The sequence below is a fragment of the Arenibacter sp. F26102 genome (assembly GCF_023015865.1).
Classification (GTDB): domain Bacteria; phylum Bacteroidota; class Bacteroidia; order Flavobacteriales; family Flavobacteriaceae; genus Arenibacter.
Genome location: NZ_JALKBC010000014.1, coordinates 130551 through 150450 on the forward strand (window position 1 = coordinate 130551; position 19900 = coordinate 150450).

Annotated in this window: 15 protein-coding genes; 6 read left to right on the top strand and 9 right to left on the bottom strand. The window is 39.7% G+C overall.

Going from position 1 to position 19900, the window contains the following annotated elements; all coding sequences use genetic code 11:
- Nucleotides 1-16 precede the first annotated feature (16 nt).
- The 4 genes from MWU78_RS17655 to MWU78_RS17670 all read right to left on the bottom strand — a co-directional run bounded on the left by MWU78_RS17655 (nt 17) and on the right by MWU78_RS17670 (nt 5887).
- On the bottom strand, nt 17-2425 hold the full coding sequence (locus tag MWU78_RS17655; RefSeq protein ID WP_247000180.1) for a TonB-dependent receptor: 2409 nt from the start codon (nt 2423-2425) through the stop codon (nt 17-19).
- Nucleotide 2426: 1 nt separating this feature from the next.
- Nucleotides 2427-3146 (bottom strand): DNA repair protein RecO, encoded by a 720-nt coding sequence (gene recO / locus MWU78_RS17660; protein WP_247000182.1) that lies wholly within the window; start codon nt 3144-3146, stop codon nt 2427-2429.
- 137 nt (nt 3147-3283) lie between these two features.
- Nucleotides 3284-4627 (bottom strand): NADP-specific glutamate dehydrogenase, encoded by a 1344-nt coding sequence (gdhA, locus tag MWU78_RS17665; RefSeq protein WP_247000184.1) that lies wholly within the window; start codon nt 4625-4627, stop codon nt 3284-3286.
- Nucleotides 4628-4732: 105 nt separating this feature from the next.
- On the bottom strand, nt 4733-5887 hold the full coding sequence (locus tag MWU78_RS17670) for a cystathionine gamma-synthase (protein ID WP_247000187.1): 1155 nt from the start codon (nt 5885-5887) through the stop codon (nt 4733-4735).
- Between the two features lie 88 nt (nt 5888-5975).
- On the opposite strand from MWU78_RS17670, the gene MWU78_RS17675 reads away from it, so the two are divergent.
- Nucleotides 5976-6719, top strand: a complete 744-nt coding sequence (locus MWU78_RS17675) for a DUF3298 and DUF4163 domain-containing protein (RefSeq protein ID WP_247000189.1) — start codon at nt 5976-5978, stop codon at nt 6717-6719.
- Nucleotides 6720-6722: 3 nt separating this feature from the next.
- Here the strand turns inward: MWU78_RS17675 and MWU78_RS17680 are convergent, their stop codons facing one another.
- The gene (locus MWU78_RS17680; RefSeq protein WP_247000190.1) at nt 6723-7187 is read right to left on the bottom strand and encodes a DinB family protein; all 465 of its coding nucleotides are present in this window, start codon (nt 7185-7187) and stop codon (nt 6723-6725) included.
- A gap of 114 nt (nt 7188-7301) precedes the next feature.
- On the opposite strand from MWU78_RS17680, the gene MWU78_RS17685 reads away from it, so the two are divergent.
- Nucleotides 7302-7655 (top strand): ArsC/Spx/MgsR family protein, encoded by a 354-nt coding sequence (locus tag MWU78_RS17685; RefSeq protein WP_247000193.1) that lies wholly within the window; start codon nt 7302-7304, stop codon nt 7653-7655.
- Nucleotides 7652-8545 carry a DMT family transporter gene (locus MWU78_RS17690; RefSeq protein ID WP_247000195.1) on the top strand — a complete coding sequence of 298 codons (894 nt, stop codon included), beginning with the start codon at nt 7652-7654 and terminating at the stop codon, nt 8543-8545. Before MWU78_RS17685 ends, MWU78_RS17690 begins: the two co-directional genes overlap by 4 nt.
- On the opposite strand, the gene MWU78_RS17695 is transcribed toward MWU78_RS17690, so the two are convergent.
- The gene (locus MWU78_RS17695; protein WP_247000197.1) at nt 8529-9005 is read right to left on the bottom strand and encodes an acyl-CoA thioesterase; all 477 of its coding nucleotides are present in this window, start codon (nt 9003-9005) and stop codon (nt 8529-8531) included. The two genes, MWU78_RS17690 and MWU78_RS17695, sit on opposite strands and share 17 nt — an antisense overlap.
- A 139-nt stretch (nt 9006-9144) precedes the next feature.
- Here MWU78_RS17695 and MWU78_RS17700 point away from each other — a divergent pair, with 139 nt between their 5' ends.
- The 3 genes from MWU78_RS17700 to MWU78_RS17710 all read left to right on the top strand — a co-directional run bounded on the left by MWU78_RS17700 (nt 9145) and on the right by MWU78_RS17710 (nt 15360).
- A complete protein-coding gene (locus tag MWU78_RS17700) occupies nt 9145-10119 on the top strand; it encodes a nitronate monooxygenase (RefSeq protein WP_247000199.1) in 975 nt (324 codons plus the stop codon).
- A 449-nt stretch (nt 10120-10568) separates the two neighbouring features.
- Complete coding sequence (locus MWU78_RS17705; protein WP_247000201.1) at nt 10569-13652, top strand: TonB-dependent receptor; 3084 nt, start codon at nt 10569-10571, stop codon at nt 13650-13652.
- 49 nt (nt 13653-13701) lie between these two features.
- Complete coding sequence (locus MWU78_RS17710; RefSeq protein ID WP_247000203.1) at nt 13702-15360, top strand: RagB/SusD family nutrient uptake outer membrane protein; 1659 nt, start codon at nt 13702-13704, stop codon at nt 15358-15360.
- Between the two features lie 114 nt (nt 15361-15474).
- Here the strand turns inward: MWU78_RS17710 and MWU78_RS17715 are convergent, their stop codons facing one another.
- The 3 genes from MWU78_RS17715 to MWU78_RS17725 all read right to left on the bottom strand — a co-directional run bounded on the left by MWU78_RS17715 (nt 15475) and on the right by MWU78_RS17725 (nt 19665).
- On the bottom strand, nt 15475-16524 hold the full coding sequence (locus MWU78_RS17715; RefSeq protein WP_247000205.1) for a LacI family DNA-binding transcriptional regulator: 1050 nt from the start codon (nt 16522-16524) through the stop codon (nt 15475-15477).
- A gap of 372 nt (nt 16525-16896) precedes the next feature.
- Nucleotides 16897-18255: a Gfo/Idh/MocA family oxidoreductase gene (locus tag MWU78_RS17720; protein ID WP_247000207.1), complete on the bottom strand. Its 1359-nt coding sequence runs from the start codon at nt 18253-18255 to the stop codon at nt 16897-16899.
- A 27-nt stretch (nt 18256-18282) separates the two neighbouring features.
- Nucleotides 18283-19665, bottom strand: a complete 1383-nt coding sequence (locus MWU78_RS17725; RefSeq protein WP_247000208.1) for a DUF1080 domain-containing protein — start codon at nt 19663-19665, stop codon at nt 18283-18285.
- Nucleotides 19666-19900: the final 235 nt, after the last annotated feature.

Below are 19900 nucleotides of genomic sequence, written 5' to 3' on the forward strand. Positions count from 1 at the left end.
TACCGGGTTTTACTTTTTAGAAGGTATATCCCACCCCCAATATTAAATTGATTCCAGGGGCAACTATTCCCGAGGAATAGGAACGATACCTTTGATCAGTAATATTCTCCAAATTTACCGTAACTTTTAATGCTTGCGAAAACTGATATTGTGAGCGTAGGTTCAAAGTATACCAAGATGGCGAGTAGGGATTGCCATCCGCATCTACTGCATATATATATTCTTTGGTTTTTTCGGACATTGCCATATCGTCATAGCTAATTTCCCCATTAAAGTTGACAAAAAAATCGGTTTTCAAATTTTGCTTCTTCCATATTAAATGAAAATCCCCAAAGGTGGGTGCCACATGTCTGCCCGGAGTATCCGTACCATCCTGTTCCTCTTCTATACCTTTGGTAAGGGTAAGATTGGAATTTACGGACAGACTTTCCGTTAAAAAGGCATCCATTCCAAACTCGAAACCATAGACATATGCTTTAGCCGCGTTCTGTATGGCCTGGACATTACTTAACTCCCCATTATAATCTATTTCATTGCTCCCGTTAAATTGAAAATCCCTTCGAACCAAGGCATCTACCAAATAAGTATAAAAAGTGGCTCCCTTTAGCACTAATTTATCATTGAAATTTTTCTGGATACCTACCTCCAAATTATAGGCATATTCGGGTTCCAATTCCGGATTTGGAACCACCACTGACCCCGGCTCGGAATCAAATATTTTACCCACATCATCTATATTTGGGGCCCTAAATCCCGTAGACCCGTTGAAAGTTAACTGTAAATCCGCTTTCGGAAACCAACTAAAGCCAATACTGCCGGTTAAGGCGCCCGTGCTAAGATCGGCATCATTAAAAGGGAAGGAATAAAAAGTCCGGTCAAAAACAGCATCAATCCAAACATGACTATAGCGCAGTCCCGATAAGAAAGTAAAGTTTGGCTTGGCACTTAACTCACCACTAATATAGCCGGCAAGGGTTTGCCAAGTTGAATTATCAGGATACCTTGATGCTGAAGGTGACAAAGCAAGGGTCTCTAAATTATACTCATTTCCAATGGAGCCAATTTTATTAAATACGTACTCACCTCCATAGTAAAGCCTTAGATTTCCTATCCGTTTGTTTTCAAAATCTATGTTTGCTGAAATAGCATCAACATTCTCCTTGGTCATATACCTTATGGGGTCTTGAAATCCCCTATCGTTCCTACTTTCCTCAAACTTTTGATAGGCGGTAGATATTTTTAGTCCATCATAAAACTTTCCTTTACCATTTTTATAAAATTGAAGGTTCCCCATGAACCATTTCTGAGGGCCGTAAAACCACTCCGCAGAAAGTAGGCCAAGCCCGTCCTTGGAGGGTCTAATAAGTCTGTCATATCTGGAGTAATCCGAGGTTTCGGAATAATACGCACTTAAATTGACGTTCCAATTATTATTGGGTTTAAAGACCACTTTTTGCATTAAATTAATTTGATCATAACCTGAGGGCAACTGTTTTTGGGAATTTTGATTTTCCCGAAGCTCATCCTGACCGTTTTCTGTTACCACATAACTATTCCTTAAATAGGATTTTGGACCATAGGACCCCATCTTTAAATCGCCAAATTCGTTATATGTTACACTGCTCAAAAATGCCCATTCCTTTTTCCCCAAATTGAAATCCATATGAAAGGTATTCTCGTTATTTGCTGAGGAATACCTATAATTTCCTTTCCCAGAAAAATTTATGCTATCCGTCTTGGAAAATTGTGGATTATTGGTATAAAAATTCATAACTCCACCAATGGCATCAGAACCATAGATTACAGATCCAGGTCCAAATATTACTTCTGTACTTTTAATTGAAAAGGGGTCAATGGAAATTACATTTTGTATGTTACCTCCCCTAAATATAGCGTTGTTCATGCGTACGCCATCTACGGAAAGCAATAATCTATTTGTTGCAAAACCCCTAATCATTGGGCTTCCTCCTCCAAGTTGACTTTTCTGTACAAATACTTTACCACTATTTTGAAGGAGATCAGCCGATGTTTGGGGGGCTGTAAAATCAATTGTTTTGGCATTAATTAAGGCTATTTTCTGGGGAATATCCTTTTTCTGTTGTTCCCATTTTGAGATAGACATCACCACCTCATCCAATTGCTCGGCATTCAGTGCCAAATAGAGCTTTCCTTTTCTTAGCATATGGGCCTTTGTACTTCTAAATTTTTGGTAACCAATGTGCGAAAAAGTAATGCGTTCGCCCTGATCAAATTTGGACAGGTCACACTTACCATCAAAGTCGGAAAGGGTTGTTCTGGATTTATCCCAATTATGAACAATTACATTGGGAATCGGTTGATGGTCCTCCTCGTCCAAAATAATAATTTCCTGTCCCGTTACCCCCTGAAATAAAAAGAGGACAATTATGAAAACAATCTTTTGCATATTAGCTAAAAACTTCATTTAAAACGGCCAATGACTTCGGTTTTCTAAATCCCTGCAAATGTAATTCAAAATATAGGACAAGGGTTTTTAAGAGTTCCTGACGGTTCCTTTTATTAAGTTTAATAGTATGTATTGCATCAAAATTTATGCCCAACAAGTCCTTAAAGTATATTAAATTCTCCCCGCCAAGGATTGGATTTAAGGATGGTGACTTTATAAACTCCCCCTCCAAAAGGTCAAAGTATAAAAAATCCGTATTATTGGTGTCTGGATAAAAACCAAGATATTTGGTCAAGGACAATAAAAAGTAAAGATGAAAATTAGCATATTCGTCGTGGGAATCCAACCACTGCAGAGAAGCTTCAATAAAGTTAAACAGCCCTTCATTGCGCTCCTCCTCATGTATACTATTACCCAGCATTTCTGCCAAAAAAAACGTAATGGCATTTTTGGCAATATCGGTGTGGAGCGTCTGGTAGTGATAACTTACCCTAGCTTCAATAATCCTTTCCAGGGTTCCCTTGTTCTTATGGGAAGCAACCAAATCCAATTGCAGCAAAGGCTGAAAATAGGCCGTTTTTAACTTCCCCTTTTTTGAGGTAAGAATACCCTTCAACAGATAGGATTTTATTCCATCCGATAAGGTAAACATTTTAACTATTAAACTGGTATCCCCATATTTAATAGACGTTAAAACAATGGCTTTCGTGTTAACCTGCATTATGATCTAAATCTTGCAACAAAGATAGTACAAAGAGACCCGTAAGGTCATATAAAACCTTACGGGTCCGGATTTGCTTATAAAAGTATTCTTTACTCCCAATAAGATACCGGGACCTAATACCAATTTGTAAAACGCTATATTACTCCCTGTGCCAACATTGCGTCCGCAACTTTTACGAAACCGGCAATATTTGCTCCTTTCACATAGTTACAATATCCATCTTCTTCCATTCCATATTCTATACAAGAATCATGAATGTCCTTCATGATTTTTTGCAAACGCTCATCTACCTCTTCCCTGGTCCAACTAATGCGCAGTGAATTCTGGGACATTTCCAAACCAGAAGTGGCCACTCCGCCGGCATTCGACGCCTTTCCCGGAGCAAATAGTATTTTTGCCTTGTGAAAAGCATGTATTGCTTCAGGGGTAGAAGGCATATTGGCTCCTTCGGCAACACAGATACATCCATTTTTTAACAACAACTTGGCATCTTCGCCGTCCAACTCATTTTGGGTTGCACATGGCAGGGCAATTTCACATGGAACACTCCATGGTGTTTTTCCTTCATGGAATTCTGCCGATTTATACTTTTTAATATAATCGGATATTCTTCCGCGTTTATTATTTTTAATATCCATTACGAGGGCCAGTTTTTCCGTATCAATACCTTCCTTATCGAAAATATAGCCACTGGAATCGGAAAGCGTAACTACTTTTCCACCTAAGTGGATTACTTTTTCGGCTGCATATTGTGCTACGTTACCAGAACCTGAAATTACAACGGTTTTACCCTTAACATCGTCCTTTTTGGACTGCAACATGCTTTGGGCAAAATATACGGTGCCGTAACCTGTAGCTTCAGGGCGTATTCTAGACCCTCCCCAAGAAAGACCTTTACCGGTTAAAACCCCGGTAAACTCATTTCTGATCTTTTTATACATCCCGAACAGAAAACCTATTTCCCTGGCGCCAACGCCTATATCCCCAGCGGGAACGTCCGTGTTGGGTCCAATGTGCCTACATAGTTCCGTCATAAAGGCATGGCAAAAACGCATTACCTCATCATTTGATTTTCCTTTCGGATCAAAGTCGGACCCTCCTTTTCCACCGCCCATCGGCAGAGTGGTTAAGCTGTTCTTAAAAACCTGTTCAAAGGCCAGGAATTTTAAAACACTTGCGTTTACGGTAGGATGAAACCTAAGTCCACCCTTATAAGGACCGATAGCCGAATTCATTTGAATTCTATATCCTCTATTCACATGTATTTCCCCGTCATCATCTACCCAGGAAACCCTGAAGGATATTAATCTTTCCGGCTCCACCATCCTCAATAGAATATTCTTTCCATTGTAAATCTCATTATTACTAATGTAGGGTAAAACTGTTTCTGCTACTTCTTGTACTGCTTGTATGAATTCAGGCTCGTGGCTATTACGACCTTTTACCTCCTCCATAAAGGCATTTATTTTGTCTTCCATAAAATCTGAGTTACTGATAATTGTTGATAAATATTGAGTTTGAAGGCAAAATTATAGTATTTATATAATTTAAACCCTATTTTTTTCAAAATTTGATAAAATTACTTATTCAATAGCCCGCCTCAAGTCATCAATTAAATCATCCTTATCCTCAATACCTACACTAAGTCGAATCAGTGCATCTACTACACCACTTTTTTCCCGTTCTTTCTTAGGAATACTTGCATGGGTCATACTGGCCGGATGGCCTGCCAAACTCTCTACGCCACCCAAGGATTCGGCAAGAGTAAAAATTTGTAGTTTTTCAACAATTTTTATGGCATTATCGTAATTGCCGCCCTTTGGGACAAAAGATATCATTCCCCCAAAATCTTTCATTTGCATTTTTGCCACGTCATGGTTTGGGTGACTCGGGAATCCCGGCCAATACACTTTTTCAATTTTTGGGTGATTTGCCAAGAATTCTGCCACTGCTTTACCATTTTCACAGTGACGCTGCATCCTAATGTGCAAGGTTTTTATTCCTCTCAATACCAAAAAACTATCCATTGGCCCACAAATGGCACCACTTGCATTTTGTATAAAATACAATTCGTCCGCAAGGTCCTTATCTTTTACCACCAAGGCCCCTACGACTACATCGCTATGCCCCCCTAGGTATTTTGTGGCGGAATGCATTACAATGTCGGCTCCCAAATCCAAGGGAAGCTGTAAATATGGCGTTGCAAAGGTATTATCTACCGCAAGCAGTATTTTATGCTTTTTTGCCAGTTGGGAAACACTTTTAATATCAATAATATTCATCATTGGGTTAGTAGGTGTCTCTACCCAAATTAGTTTGGTCTTTGGAGTAATGTATTTGCCTATTTCATCGGTATTCTGCATTCCTACAAAATGGAAAACGATACCGTATTTTTCAAATATCCTTTTAAAAATACGATAACTGCCCCCATAAAGGTCACTAGTGGAAATAACCTCGTCCCCTGGATTCAACAATTTAATTACAGCATCAATGGCCGCCAATCCACTGCCAAAAGCCAAACCGTATTTCCCATTTTCAATACTGGCCAAGGAATTCTCCAATGCGGACCTCGTTGGATTGGCACTTCTGGAATACTCGTATCCCTTATGGCCTCCCGGTGTGCTCTGTGCGTAAGTTGAAGTTTGATAGATGGGGGGCATTACAGCTCCATATGCCTTGTCTGGAAACTGCCCCCCATGAATAGTTTTACTATTGAACTTTAATTCTTTTTTACCCATGATCAAAATATCTATATACAAATGTACCTTTATCTTTCTGAGATTACAATGATCTTGTAGCTTTACACCTTTCTAACACAATGCTTTTATGAAGATTAAATTTGCCTTTATTTTTATCGTTTTGTTTTTATGGAATTGTAAAAATGACGAACGTATTACTTTTGAACCCATTGTATTCACTTCAGAAAATTGCAGCAATTGTCCAAAAGTAACTATCCAAATTCCTAAAGCACTAGATGAAAGTCCCATTAGCGCTACCATAAACAACTCGCTACAAGAAGAGGTGATTTCCATGCTTATTTATGATGATGAAATTGAGGCTACCAATATTGAAGAGGCAATTCTATCTTTTAAGAACGGATATTTGGAGTTAAAAAAAATCTATCCCGACGAACCGGTGGGATGGGAAGCTGATATCGAGGGAAAAGTGACCTATGAGGATAAAAATATATTGACGATTCAAGTCAATTCTTACTCCTTTACGGGTGGGGCCCATGGTTTTTCCTCAACTCGATTTTTAAATTTTGATAAGGCCAAGGGCTTGGAACTGGAAAATATGGAACTGTTTAAGGATTCCTTGGAATTTCAAAATTTTGTTGAGGGCAAATTTAGGGCGCAGGAAAAGATTCCGGCCACAGGATCGGTCAATGCCACTGGCTTTATGTTTGAGAACGACGAATTTTACCTTCCCCAGAATATTGGCTTTACCCAGGAAGGCTTACAGCTATTCTATGAGCAGTATGAGGTGGCCTCCTATGCAGACGGCCCAATAATATTAACGCTGTCCTACAAGGAAATAAAGCCTTATTTAAAACTGAAGATGGCGTCTTAAAAACTACTCCTTGGATACAACTTTTAGCAAGGACAATATTGCTCCAAGATGCAGTCCTTCATGATACACATTGAACATAATGGCATCTTCTACATTACATAAGGTAACATTGGCACTGGTAGTGTATTCGTTGTATCCTTTAAATATTCCTTTTCCATAATCTTCCTGCATCCATGTTACAGTAGGCATTAATAAGTCCTCCACTAGTTGCAATTCTTTATCCGTTGCCATACCGGTTGGAACAGTACCTTTTTTAAATTTCTCTACTAGGGCATCGTCTATGCGCATAGGTTGTCCGCTGAATTTATAGACCAAAAGCTGTTGGGTAACAACAACATGTGCAATATTCCACCATATGTTGTTTCGGTATCCATCAGGTATTTGCAAAAGAAGCTCAATTGGTGTCTCCTTCAAAAATTTGTGTAGTCTTTTTCTATTCTGTAGCGTAATGTTGAATGCGTTTTCCAAAGCTTAAAGGTTTTCTGTTATTATTTTTTACAATTGCCGCTAAAAATAGTACAATTCAATGTAATTGGGTTTCTTTGCAGACTAAATAATATACAGAGGAACAGATTTACAAAAATGAAAAAGATATTTTACCTGAGCACTTGTGATACCTGCCAGAGGATATTGAAAGAACTGGATCCACCCAGCGATTTTATACTTCAGGACATAAAAACCGAAACCATTACCCCAGAACAACTGGAAAATATGGCGAATTTGTCCGGGAACTATGAAAGTTTGTTTAGTAAGCGTGCACGGCTCTATAAGGAGCGAAACCTGAAAGAACAGAATCTAACCGAAGAGGACTTCAAAGCCCTAATTCTAGAACACTATACCTTTTTGAAACGACCTGTCATACTCATTGACGACCTTATTTTTGTTGGGAACAGCAAAGCTGTTGTCGCTGAAGCCAAAGCAAAAATAAATTCGTGAGTAGACGTACCCTTGCTATCTTGGCCGCTTTGGGGGCTACCACCATCTATGGCATTAACCACACCATAGCCAAAGGTGTAATGCCTACCTATGTTAAACCTTTTGGATTTATTTTCCTTAGGCTTTTTGGGGCAACCTTGCTGTTTTGGGGAATTTCCTTTTTTGGCCCGAAGGAAAATTTGGAAAGACGGGATTGGGGCAGATTGTTTGTGTGTGCCTTCTTCGGTATGGGCATCAATATGTTATCGTTCTTTAAAGGCTTGGATCTTTCCACCCCGATCAATAGCGCAGTACTCATCACCATTACTCCCATTCTTGTTGTAATATTATCCGCCCTGTTTATCAAGGAAAAAATTACCGTTCAGAGGGGCATTGGTGTTTTCTTGGGTCTCATAGGGGCATTGGCCTTGATTTTATTCGGGGCTGAAATTAGACAGGATGCCACCAATATACCTTTGGGCAACATGCTTTTTATTGTTAATGCCACTTCCTACGGGCTGTACCTTATTCTAGTAAAGAAATTACTGGAAAAATATCATCCCCTTACCCTCATGAAATGGATGTTCGGAATAGGGCTCATATTAACCCTTCCAATAACATATTCTGAATTTTCAGAGATACAATGGGGCCAGCTTCCGGTGGAAGCTATTGGAGCCATCGCTTTTGTAATCATTGGTACAACCTTTTTAACCTATTTGTTCAATGTTTTTGCCCTGACCCAACTAAAGGCTTCTACCGTAGGTGTTTTTATGTACTTACAACCATTGATAGGAATCATCTTTGCAATAGTTACTGGAAAAGATCACCTTACTCTAATTAAATTACTTGCAATAGTTCTAGTATTAATCGGGGTATACCTGGTGAGTAAACAAGTTAGACCAAGTCCTTAGGTCGCACCGAAAACTTACGGGTATCCTCTTTGGCAAGCACTTTGAATCCGTCTCCCCTCGGAACCTTATTAAAAGCCGCTAAGAACTCCGCACCCAAACCGGTTAAACTTCTTGTCTTTAGATCTATCCATGCTCCCATAATCTGACAGTGGGCAAAATTATTCCCATTTCCGTCGTAAAAATTATGATGGAATTCAAAGAACATTCCATCTGCACTCAAACCCACCAGCTCCAAGGAAACCCTTACAGGCTTCCCTAAAAATGCTTCCTTAAAATAATAAACATGCTCATGGAATACCACTGGCCCAATATTGTTCTGTGACATTGTCTTTTGGTTAAATCCCATTTCCAACAAGAAGGACATCCTTGTATGGCTCATGAAATTTAAATAAGCCGAATTGGCCATATGGCGATTCGCATCCACGTCGCTCCAGCGTATTTCAAATTCTTTTATATACATTCTTTTATTTTTGTGTACTTTTGAAATTATTATGCATGCATAATAATTTCAAAAGTACTATTTTTTGCAAACAATAGATATTTTTGTTTCCATTTTTGGCGTATCCGATTATTCTTAATTCTTTAAATCCTTTACCGAAATGAGCAACAAAGCAGCCTTTATAAAAGACCTTTCACTCCCTGCAGTAGCAGCACCCATGTTTCTAATATCTGGCCCGCAGTTGGTCATTGAATGCTGCAAGAACGGAATAGTTGGCACTTTTCCTGCTCTAAATCAACGTACTACGGAAGGTTTTGAGGGATGGCTGGTCGAGATTAAAACCGAATTGAAGAGATATGAGGAAGAAACTGGAAAAAAGGCAGCACCTTTCGGCGTAAACCTCATAGTTCACCCAACCAATCCACGATTGGAAGCCGATTTGAAAGTTTGTATAAAACATAAAGTACCTTTAATTATTACATCCTTGGGCGCTGTGGCCAAGGTGGTGAATGCCATCCATAGTTACGGTGGCCTTGTCTTTCATGATATCATTAAAAAAAGACATGCGGAAAAAGCCGCCGAAGCCGGAGTGGACGGGTTAATTCTCGTTGCTGCCGGGGCTGGAGGACACGCTGGCACTATAAACCCCATGTCCTTAATTGCCGAGGTAAAAAAATTCTACAACAAAACCATCTTGCTTTCCGGTTGTATCAGCACTGGGAGGGATATAGCCTCAGCATTGCAAATGGGTGCCGATTTGGCCTATATGGGAACTCGTTTCATAAATACCAAAGAAAGTCAGGCATCAGAGGAATATCGTAAAATGATTATCGACTCCGGAGCAAGCGATGTGGTCTATACCGCTGCAATATCTGGAGTACACGCCAACTTTTTGGGCGATAGTTTAAAGGCGGCAGGAATTACGGAAGAAGATTTAAAAAAAGACAGGAAGATAGATTTTGGGAAGGAGTTGAACACGGAAGCCAAGGCTTGGAAAACAATTTGGTCCGCTGGTCATGGAGTCACAACCATAGATAACGTTGAATCCGTATCAGAGTTGGTAACAAACCTCAAGTCAGAATTTAAATCCGCCATTGAAGATCAGGTTAAAATCCTGGAAATTTATCCCAAGTAAATCCAATACCTATTTCTAATAACGATCTGTCTTTAATTTAAGAACACATCTCCAATATATATTCCTAAATCAGCTAATCCGTCTATTACGTTTCCTTTTTTTTGGCTCAATTTGGATTTGGAATAAAACTTTTCAGGTCTACCAATTGGCAAAATGATCTTTTCTTAAAACTAGCCGTTTACCAATTCACAATTTCCTGCAAAAATCCAATAAACACGGTGGGTTTCATAAAAAAACGGTCCTCTTACCCACACACAAAACATTAAGTTAATTTATGTTAAAAAATATTAATTCGATAATAATACGGGGTGTTTATTAAGTATTGATGCTTTTTAACGTAAAATTTTTATAAAAAACCCTATATTCGAAAAATATATATACTATATTCGTTAACGTTAACGATCAACAATTAACGTTAAATATTTAACTAACTCATCAAAACTCAAATTATGAAAAAACAGATTAATGAAGCAATTCATTTACAACAGGGTGTTCCTGTTTGGAAGAAAATCTTTGTTCAGATTTTCTTTTTGTCCCTATTCACAGCCTTCAGTCCAGTACTGGCACTTAATGGCCCCCCAACATCAGTTCAACAGGAAGTTACCGGTACGGTGACGGACATGAACAACATGCCATTGCCCGGGGTGAGCGTAGTAGTTGTAGGCACCATTAAGGGAACCGTTACCGATTTTGACGGTAATTTTACCATCGCCGTTGAAAGCGGCAAGATATTGGAATTCTCCTATATTGGTATGAGCACCAAAAGAATGACCGTATCCAGTGCCAACATGAATGTAGTCATGGAAGAAGATTCCCAAGCCTTGGACGAGGTAATAATAACCGGTTATGGAACACAAAAAAAAGGTGAAGTAACCGCGGCAATTTCTTCCGTGAATGCTAGTGCCATTGAAAAAATAGCAACTTCCAGTAGTATCGACGCTATTAAAGGACAGGTGGCCGGAGTAGATATTCAAGCCGATGGTGGAAGACCAGGAGAAAATTCTACGGTCAGAATACGGGGACGAAGATCCATTGGGGCTTCCAATGATCCTCTTTACGTTATAGATGGTATTCCTCAAATAAGTGGAACCGAATCTGTGGCAGATATCAATCCCCAAGATATTGAATCCATGCAAATTTTAAAAGATGCCGCGGCAACGGCAATTTATGGATCACGAGGTGCCAACGGGGTAATCCTAATTTCTACAAAGCGTGGAAGGGTAGGAAAAACAAAGGTTACCTATAGCAGCCATATTGGAACCACCTCGGCTACCAGATTGGTAGACATGATGAATGGATCGGAATTTGCAGATTTAAAAAGGGAATCCAGAAGATCTTCCTGGAATGGAACCATTCCGGATGATACGGCTGTTTTCCTAGACCCTGTTGAACTTAAATCCATTGAAGAAGGTAGATCCACAGATTGGTTGGACCTAGTGTTGAACGATGGGTGGCAGACCAATCACCAACTAGGAGTTAGCGGTGGATCTGAGAACACAACCTTTAATGCTTCCTTAGGCTATTTCAATGAGCAAGGTATAATTAGCAATATGGATTTTGAACGTTTTACAGGAAGAATAAATCTTGATCACCGGATAAATGATATTTTTAAAGTGGGTATCTCATTTTCCATTTCGAACTCCATCCAGAACTGGGGTTCCTCGGCAACCATGGGAGAAGCACTGGCCATTAATCCATTAGGTATCCCCTATGATGACGCCGGAGAATTACTTTTCTTGCCCACCAATGATGGTATTAGAACCAATCCACTGAACGAACTTGTTGACGGTGCCTACATTGACGAGCGCAAGACTACACGAATATTTGCTCCGGTTTATTTGGATATAAATATCAGTCCAGAATTAAAATGGACCACTACTTTCGGTCCCGATATACGATACCGAAGACGGGGACAATTTAGAGGAAGTTTAACAAATGATAACCGCGGTGGGCCCGGAGATGCTTCAATTGAGCACAATGACAACTTTGGGTATACACTCGAAAACTTGATAACTTTCAACAAATCCATAACTGATAACCAAAATCTGAAAGTTACCTTATTGCAGAGTATCCAAAAATCACGACAGGAAAATAGCTATACCGCCGTAGCAAACATCCCTTATGAATCACAACAATTTTACAATATGGGGTCGGCTTCGGTAAAAGGAGATATCACTTCGGGATTGGTGGAATGGACACTATCTTCCTTTATGGGAAGGGTAAATTATGATATAGATGGCAAATACCTCTTTCAAGGTTCCTTAAGGGCGGATGGCTCCTCAAGACTTGCTGATAGTAATAAATGGAACTACTTTCCCGGGTTTTCAGCGGGCTGGAGATTATCCCAGGAAGACTTTTTGAGTGATTCCAATACACTATCGGAATTAAAGCTACGGGCTTCCTATGGGGAAGTGGGCAATACTTCTGTAGACCCTTATCAGACAGCAGGTAGGCTTGAAGGTACTGCCTATGCCTATGGGGAAACTACCGCTCTTGGATTTGGCCTTAATGAAATTCCCAATTCCGATTTGGGATGGGAAGTATCCAAAACCTTTAATGTGGGTGTCGATTATGGTTTCTTAAATGGCAGAATAAGTGGTGCACTGGATTGGTTCAGCACTAAAACCACCGATATTTTGTTAAATAGAAGTTTACCATATACCTCTGGATATGAAAGCATCTTGCAGAATATTGGAGCAACTGCTTCTTCTGGTTTGGAATTTAATATAAATGCTGATATCCTTACCAATCCGGAAGGACTTAATTGGGACATAGGGTTCAACATTGCAGGTCTAAAAGAGGAAATTACGGAATTGGCCTTAAAAGATGAAAATGGCAATTCTATTGACGATGTTGGAAATCAATGGTTCATTGGATCTCCGATCAACGTATTCTATGATTATGAAAAAGTTGGAATTTACCAGACATCCGAAGAGGCTCTAGCCAATACCGCAGAAGGCAAGGTGCCAGGCGAAATTAAATTGGGAGATCAAGATGGTAACGGAATCATATCTCCGGATGACCGAGTAATTTTGGGGTCTGATGTACCCGATTTTTATGGAGGTATTACCAACAATTTCTCCTACAAGGGATTGGATTTTAGCTTCTTCTTCTATTTTAGACAAGGGCAAATGATACGGTCCAGATTCCATGATAGCAATAACTCCTTGTTTGGACGCTATAACAATTTAGATGTGGACTATTGGACTATAGACAATCCTACCAATGCCAATCCCAGGCCAAATGAAAATCAGGAAAGTCCGAGAAACGCCTCTACTTTATCTTATTTTGATGGGAGTTATATAAAACTGCGTAATGTAACCTTGGGCTACAATTTCCCCAAATCCATAACAGAAAAGCTAAAAATGTCCAACATAAGGTTGTATGTGGCCGGGCAGAACCTTTTTGCCATAACGGACTATGATACATTTGATCCCGAAACCTCTGAAACCGACCAGGAAGATGGAGGTCTATCATCCAGTACCGTCCCTAGTAACAAAATGATTTCTCTAGGATTGAACGTAACTTTTTAAAGCCAAAAATCTTAAATAGATATATTATTAAATGTCTAAACAAAATATTATGAAAGGAATAACATATAAAATCTTGGCTTTATCAATGATGGTTAGTATAACCTCATGTGATAAATTCTTAGAAGAAGAGTTGGTGACCGATGTTTCATCAGCTTCATATTACACTACCGAGAAAGGTTTTGGTGATGCCGTCAATGCCACCTATTCCCTATTAAAACCCTTTTATGGGCAAGAGCGTGGATTTGCAATGACTACTATGGGCTCTGATATCTGGACAAATGGTTCCGATGGAGGCCATAAGGTTTTTAATACCTATGACGTAGGGCTTAACAGTGCCGAAAGTTATGTAAGGGATGCTTGGAGGGACTGGTACAAAGGTATCAACCAGGCAAATGCCGTTATAGGTCGCTCTGAAGGTTTGGAAATGGACGAGACCATTAAAAATATTCGCTTGGCCGAAGTGAGGTTTCTAAGGGCACTCTACTATTTTGACTTAACAAATACCTACGGCGATGTCCATTTAAGCCTAGAGGAGACGGTGGGCATAGAGATAGAGGCCAATAAGACCGCTAGGTCAGAAATCTATAGCCAGGCGATCGTGCCAGATCTTGAATTTGCCATAGCCAACTTACCTCCTACACAATCTCCTTACGGTAGGGCCACAAAAGCCGCAGCCGAATTTTTGTTGGCAAAAGCGCTCTTAACAAGAAGTTATACCGCATGGGCAGAGAGTACAGATGCTTCTAGGGCAGAAACTTTGATGACCAGTGTAATAACCAACTACGGTTTTTCCCTTTTGGATAATTATGCCGACCTATGGGACATAAACAATCAGGAAAACAGTGAAATTGTTTGGAACATTACAAATTCTAAGGCCCAAGTTGACGACGGTACCGACGATTTCGGACACCGCGGACACTTGTATTTCTTAATGGAGTATGATGTTCTTCGGGGCTTGACCAGAGATGTAGAAAACGGAAGGCCTTGGAAAAGACATCGACCTACCGACTTTATGTTGGGGCTATGGGACCGCAACCAAGACATTAGATACGATGCTTCCTTTAAGCATGTTTGGTTCGCCAATAAGGATGAGCCGGCTACGCAAGCCAGTGGAAGCGAACCTGCAAGGGCCGCACTTTCAATCGGTGATACTGCAGTATATATTCCTGGACCTGGAAAAGATATTGATTGGCCACAGTCCTTACAAGACACCAAACCATATATGACAATTACCAATGACGAATATACAGAAAGGCTGTTCCCTTCCTTAAACAAATGGATAGACCCCACACGGCCAGATCGGCAACACACACCAGGACAGCGCGATTTTGTTCTCATGCGTTTGGCCGATGCCTATTTGATACGTGCTGAAGCAAGATTAAAGCAGAGCGATCCAGGTGGAGCCGCAGATGATGTTAATATGGTAAGGGTAAGGGCTGCTGTACCAGGAATGGAAACAGCCATGCAAATTACGGGTGCCGATGTTGATCTAGATTTTATCTTGGACGAAAGGGCACGTGAATTGGCTGGGGAAGGACACCGTTGGTGGGATTTGGCCAGGACTGGAAAATTGGTTGAAAGAACTACATTGCACAATCCACAAGCCGCTCCGAATATTCAGGAATATCATTCAATAAGACCCATACCTCAGGACCAAATAGACAGGACCTTGGGAGGTTATCCACAAAATCCGGGATATCCACAATAATCTGAAATAGTTGTTTAATATTAGTTATTTTAAGGCCTCCATTTAAATGGAGGCCTTTTTATGTATAGAGGTGTTGAAAATAAAAAAATAGATGTTGATTCCTTCGATTGAAGTTTAAAAGGAAGTGCAATTTTCCTGCACAATGATTTCTACAGGAACATCCATATTTAAATCGGAGGGATCCTGTTCCGTAAGAAATTTGAACATCCCCTTAATAGCTGTATAGCCTTGGAACTCTGGCTTTTGATTTATCAAAAAATCAATTTCCTTGTTCCTTAGACACTTAATGTTATCTTCATGTAAATCGAAACCAACGACTGATACATTGGAAACACTGTGCGCCTTGAGAATATCAGGTATTAGGTAAGACCTCGCATTTGTGACAAAAATGCCCTTTGGCCTTTCATCCTTAAACCAACTTTCAATTTCGGCATTGATTTCAAAAGGTCTATCTACAGGATGGTTAATGGTCATAATGGAGATTTTACTATCCTTAAAATTTGTTCTAAAAAATTCCCTGAAACCGTTTTCCCTTTGTTGATTATTGGCGTGCAAACCCCTTTCGGTAACTATATTGACTACAAAATAAAGTCCGTCGTTACCAACAAGGCCATGCAAGAGCCTGCCGGCGACTTTGCCAGCAATATGTGAGTCCTGGCGGATAAAAAAGGATGGATAGTCCAACTTGACCTCAGTGTCCAAAAAAACTATGGGAATATTATCGCCTTTGGCCTTACTCAATAGATTATTGCTTTCCACCATAAAAAATGGCACGGTAACCACAGCGTCATATTTTTTGTTCAAAATGGCATCGCCCATTTTTATAAAGGAAAAGGGATCCGTAAAGTAGTAATAGGAAACTAAAATACCCATTTCACTCAATTCTTCCACAGCCTTGTCTATACCCCTTTTGGGAAGATCCCAATAACTCCAATTGCTGGAAACCTCAGGTATAAGTACGGCAATCTTTAATTTCTTACGTCCGGCTAAATTAAGCCGGCTCGCAACCGTATTCTTTTTATATCCGGTTTCCTTTATTATAGCCTTAATCTTTTGACGTGTTATATCGGAAACCCCATCCCTATTATGCAACACCCTGTCTACGGTTCCAATGGAAACATTGGCCAACTTGGCAATTTGCTTTATTCCAATAAGGTTGTCCATATACAGCGGAGATCTAAGATTAATTATATAAGGGTAAAAAAACAACGGCAAAATTACGATTTGTTTCCAACCAATACCTACCCAAAGGTATGTTCCAAAAATGTATTTTCATTTTCACCCTTGAATGTGTCCAACTATAGGAAGAATAACGGTTTGGGTTTTACACCATGGTATATTTGACTGGCACACAAATCCCTAACAACCAAAACCACTTGACTTCTCCCTTCGTCATCAGTTTATGAGGTGACCTGGTCCAACTTAAAAGATGTCTTCATATTATGGGCCTTTTTGATTTTACCTTTGCATGAAAACCACAAAACAATAATCACAAAAGCCCATATATAATTTTTTAAACCACTATAAATCTTGTTATCAATACTTGAACACTTTGTCTCCAGCCAAAACATCTTGAGCCTTATCATCAAAAGTGGATTTCAATCCTGTCCTAAGGGCTGCCGTGGTCATAATATTGGCAATAGAATGATTATAGGCCGCATCAATTGGTCCGTTAGTTTCCTTTCTACTCCTTACACATTCCATCCAATTTAACATATGCAAAGAAGTCATATTATCAGCACCAGTATCGGCAGAGGTAACCACCTGTGTTGCACTTTCTGACAAATCAAATTCCGGCAAAAGATTCGCCTCCATACCCATTTTATTAGCATGGGAAGCATTCAACCCACCATTGGGACTAACCTTATTGGTATCCAGGTTTAATTCTCCTCCATTGGAATAATAAATTTCCTTTGTACCTCCGGCGGAATTGGTAAACCTAGAGGAATATACCACTTGGAAACCTTTCGACATATCATCCAATGGGCCGTAATCAAATACTGCTGTCATGGTATCGTAATTTTTTCTTCCATCTTTCCAAAGATAAATTCCACCATTGGCGGCAACACTTCTTGGATGGTTCAAGCCTGTAAACCAGTGTACCGTATCAATCTGATGGGACATCCATTGTCCTGGAATTCCAGAGGAAAAAGGCCAAAATAACCTATATTCCAAATACTTTCTTGGATCCCAGGCTTCATAAGGCCTGTTCATTAAATAACGTTTCCAATCGGTATCCGACTCCTTAATTTCACTGGTCAATTGAGGCAAACGCCATCTATCGGGTTGGTTTACGTTCCAACTCATTTCAACCATTACTATATCACCAAATTTGCCCGATTTAATATAATCGTTGGCCGCGTGGTAATTCTTTCCACTACGCCTTTGGGAGCCGATTTGAAAAACGATTCCCGAGTCCTGAACCGCCTTTTTACCTACCCTTGCATCATCCATGGTTTCAGCAAACGGTTTTTCCACATAGATATCCTTTTTGGCATTGGCCGCTTGAACTGTATGCAGGGCATGTTGAAAATCTGGGGTGGAAATTATAACGGCATCTATTTTATTCTCGTCATACATTTCATCATGGTTTCTCCAAACCCTAACTTTATCCCCTGTTTTCTCCTTAAGATAAGCGGCTCCTTCGTCCCTTCTACGGTTCCAAATATCCGAAACCCCCACAATTTCAAAGTTCTGTTTTTTATGATGGCCCATAAAAGCTGGTATCAAGGCACCTTTGGCCCTGTTGGAAAACCCTGCAATTCCTACCCTTACCCGATCGTTGGCACCAATAATCTTACTATAGCTTTTGGCACTCATGGAATTAACCCCCAAGGCTATTCCCCCAGTGGCCAATGCCGTTTTCTTTATAAAATTTCTACGTCCTTCACTCATGATCTATATTTTAAAATTAAACCTAATTTAAAACTCCCTTACTTTTATACTTCTAAAGGAAACATGGTCACCATGATCTTGCAATAGAATTCTACCGGCCGGAATTGTGCCAAAATTTTCCCATTTCTCGTACTTACTTTTTTCCACCAATGCTTTAAAAGCCTGGCTAAACCTATCATATTCAACAACCTTTACATTATTTAGCCAATGCTCCACATGACCATTTTTTACAACAATGCGGGCATTGTTCCACTTATCCACACCATTAAAGTTCTTGCCCCTGGAATTTTCAAAGTTCTCCGCCCGAATAAGATCGTATAAAGACCCAACGGTCCTATTGCCATTTTTCCCCATTTTTGCATCCGGATGTTCCTTGTCATCCAACACCTGAAACTCCAGACCTATGGCAGAACCTTCGCCCATATTAAGACCTGGATCAACAAAATATTTAATGCCACTATTTGCCCCTTTGGTCAACTTAAAATCAATACTTAACTCAAAATTGCTAAAAGCCGATGTAGTTACAATGTCCCCACCATTCCTTGATTCGGCTCCATCAGATGACAGAACACTTAGTGTGCCGTCTTCCATATTCCATCCTTTCTCTGGAAACGCATTCAGTTTGGCACCTCGCCATCCTTCCGATGTTTTGCCGTCCCATAATAATCGCCAGCCTTTTCTAACTTCATCAGAGGTAAGCTGATTTTGCAAATAGCTTATTTCAGGGGCATATACAGCCACCTGCTTACGCTCCTTTTCCAAATCTGTGGTTTTGATTCTAATATTCTTCCATTTTACTATTTTCCCTTCCAAACTTTCGTCATGGATGGAATGTACCTGAAAGGCAATAAATCCTTTTGCCGTAACATCATCCACCAAGTTGGCGCATTGGATTCCATTGATCCAAGTCCGAATATTTTGCCCAATAGCCTCTATTCTGTAATGGTTCCATTCGCCAGGCTTAAAAGCATTTTGCCCTTTGATGTTTCTGGAAAGCGGATAAAGCCAACCTCTTCTGGCTTCATCATAGACCCCACCAGCCCATTTCCTATCACTGGTTTCAATTTCACACTGGTATCCATGCACCCTTCCGTCCATGTACTCAGGAAGGCTCAAGCTTCTAAATTGTACTCCGGAATTAAGTCCATTCTCTACAAATACATCAAACTCCAAAATAAAATCGCCATAAGCCTTTTTTGTGGCCATAAAACTATTGGGGGTATTCAATCTGGAAGTACCGATCATTTCCCCTTTTTCAATCTTATATTTTGCATTCCCGTTCAATTGTTCAAAATTGGAAAAATCCTTTCCATTGAATAACGTTTCCCAACCATCCTGGGCGGAGGTAAAGAAGAATGTAAAATGAAGTAGTAATACCAAGCACAGGTTGGTTGATTTTCTATTAGCCATAATTTTAGATAATTAATTTTCGTTAACGTTAACGAAAGTATGAAAATATGCTGAAACTCCAACTGATAAATTGACTAATTCGTATAAATTACTTACATTAATCATGAATTGAATAGAATTTAATAATAATTAATGACAAATTCTATAATTTAGCACTACATAATACCTTCTGTATAAAGACCAACCATTATCATTTTTAAAACTTGGCGGATTACTTTACATTGTAGTTCCCTTT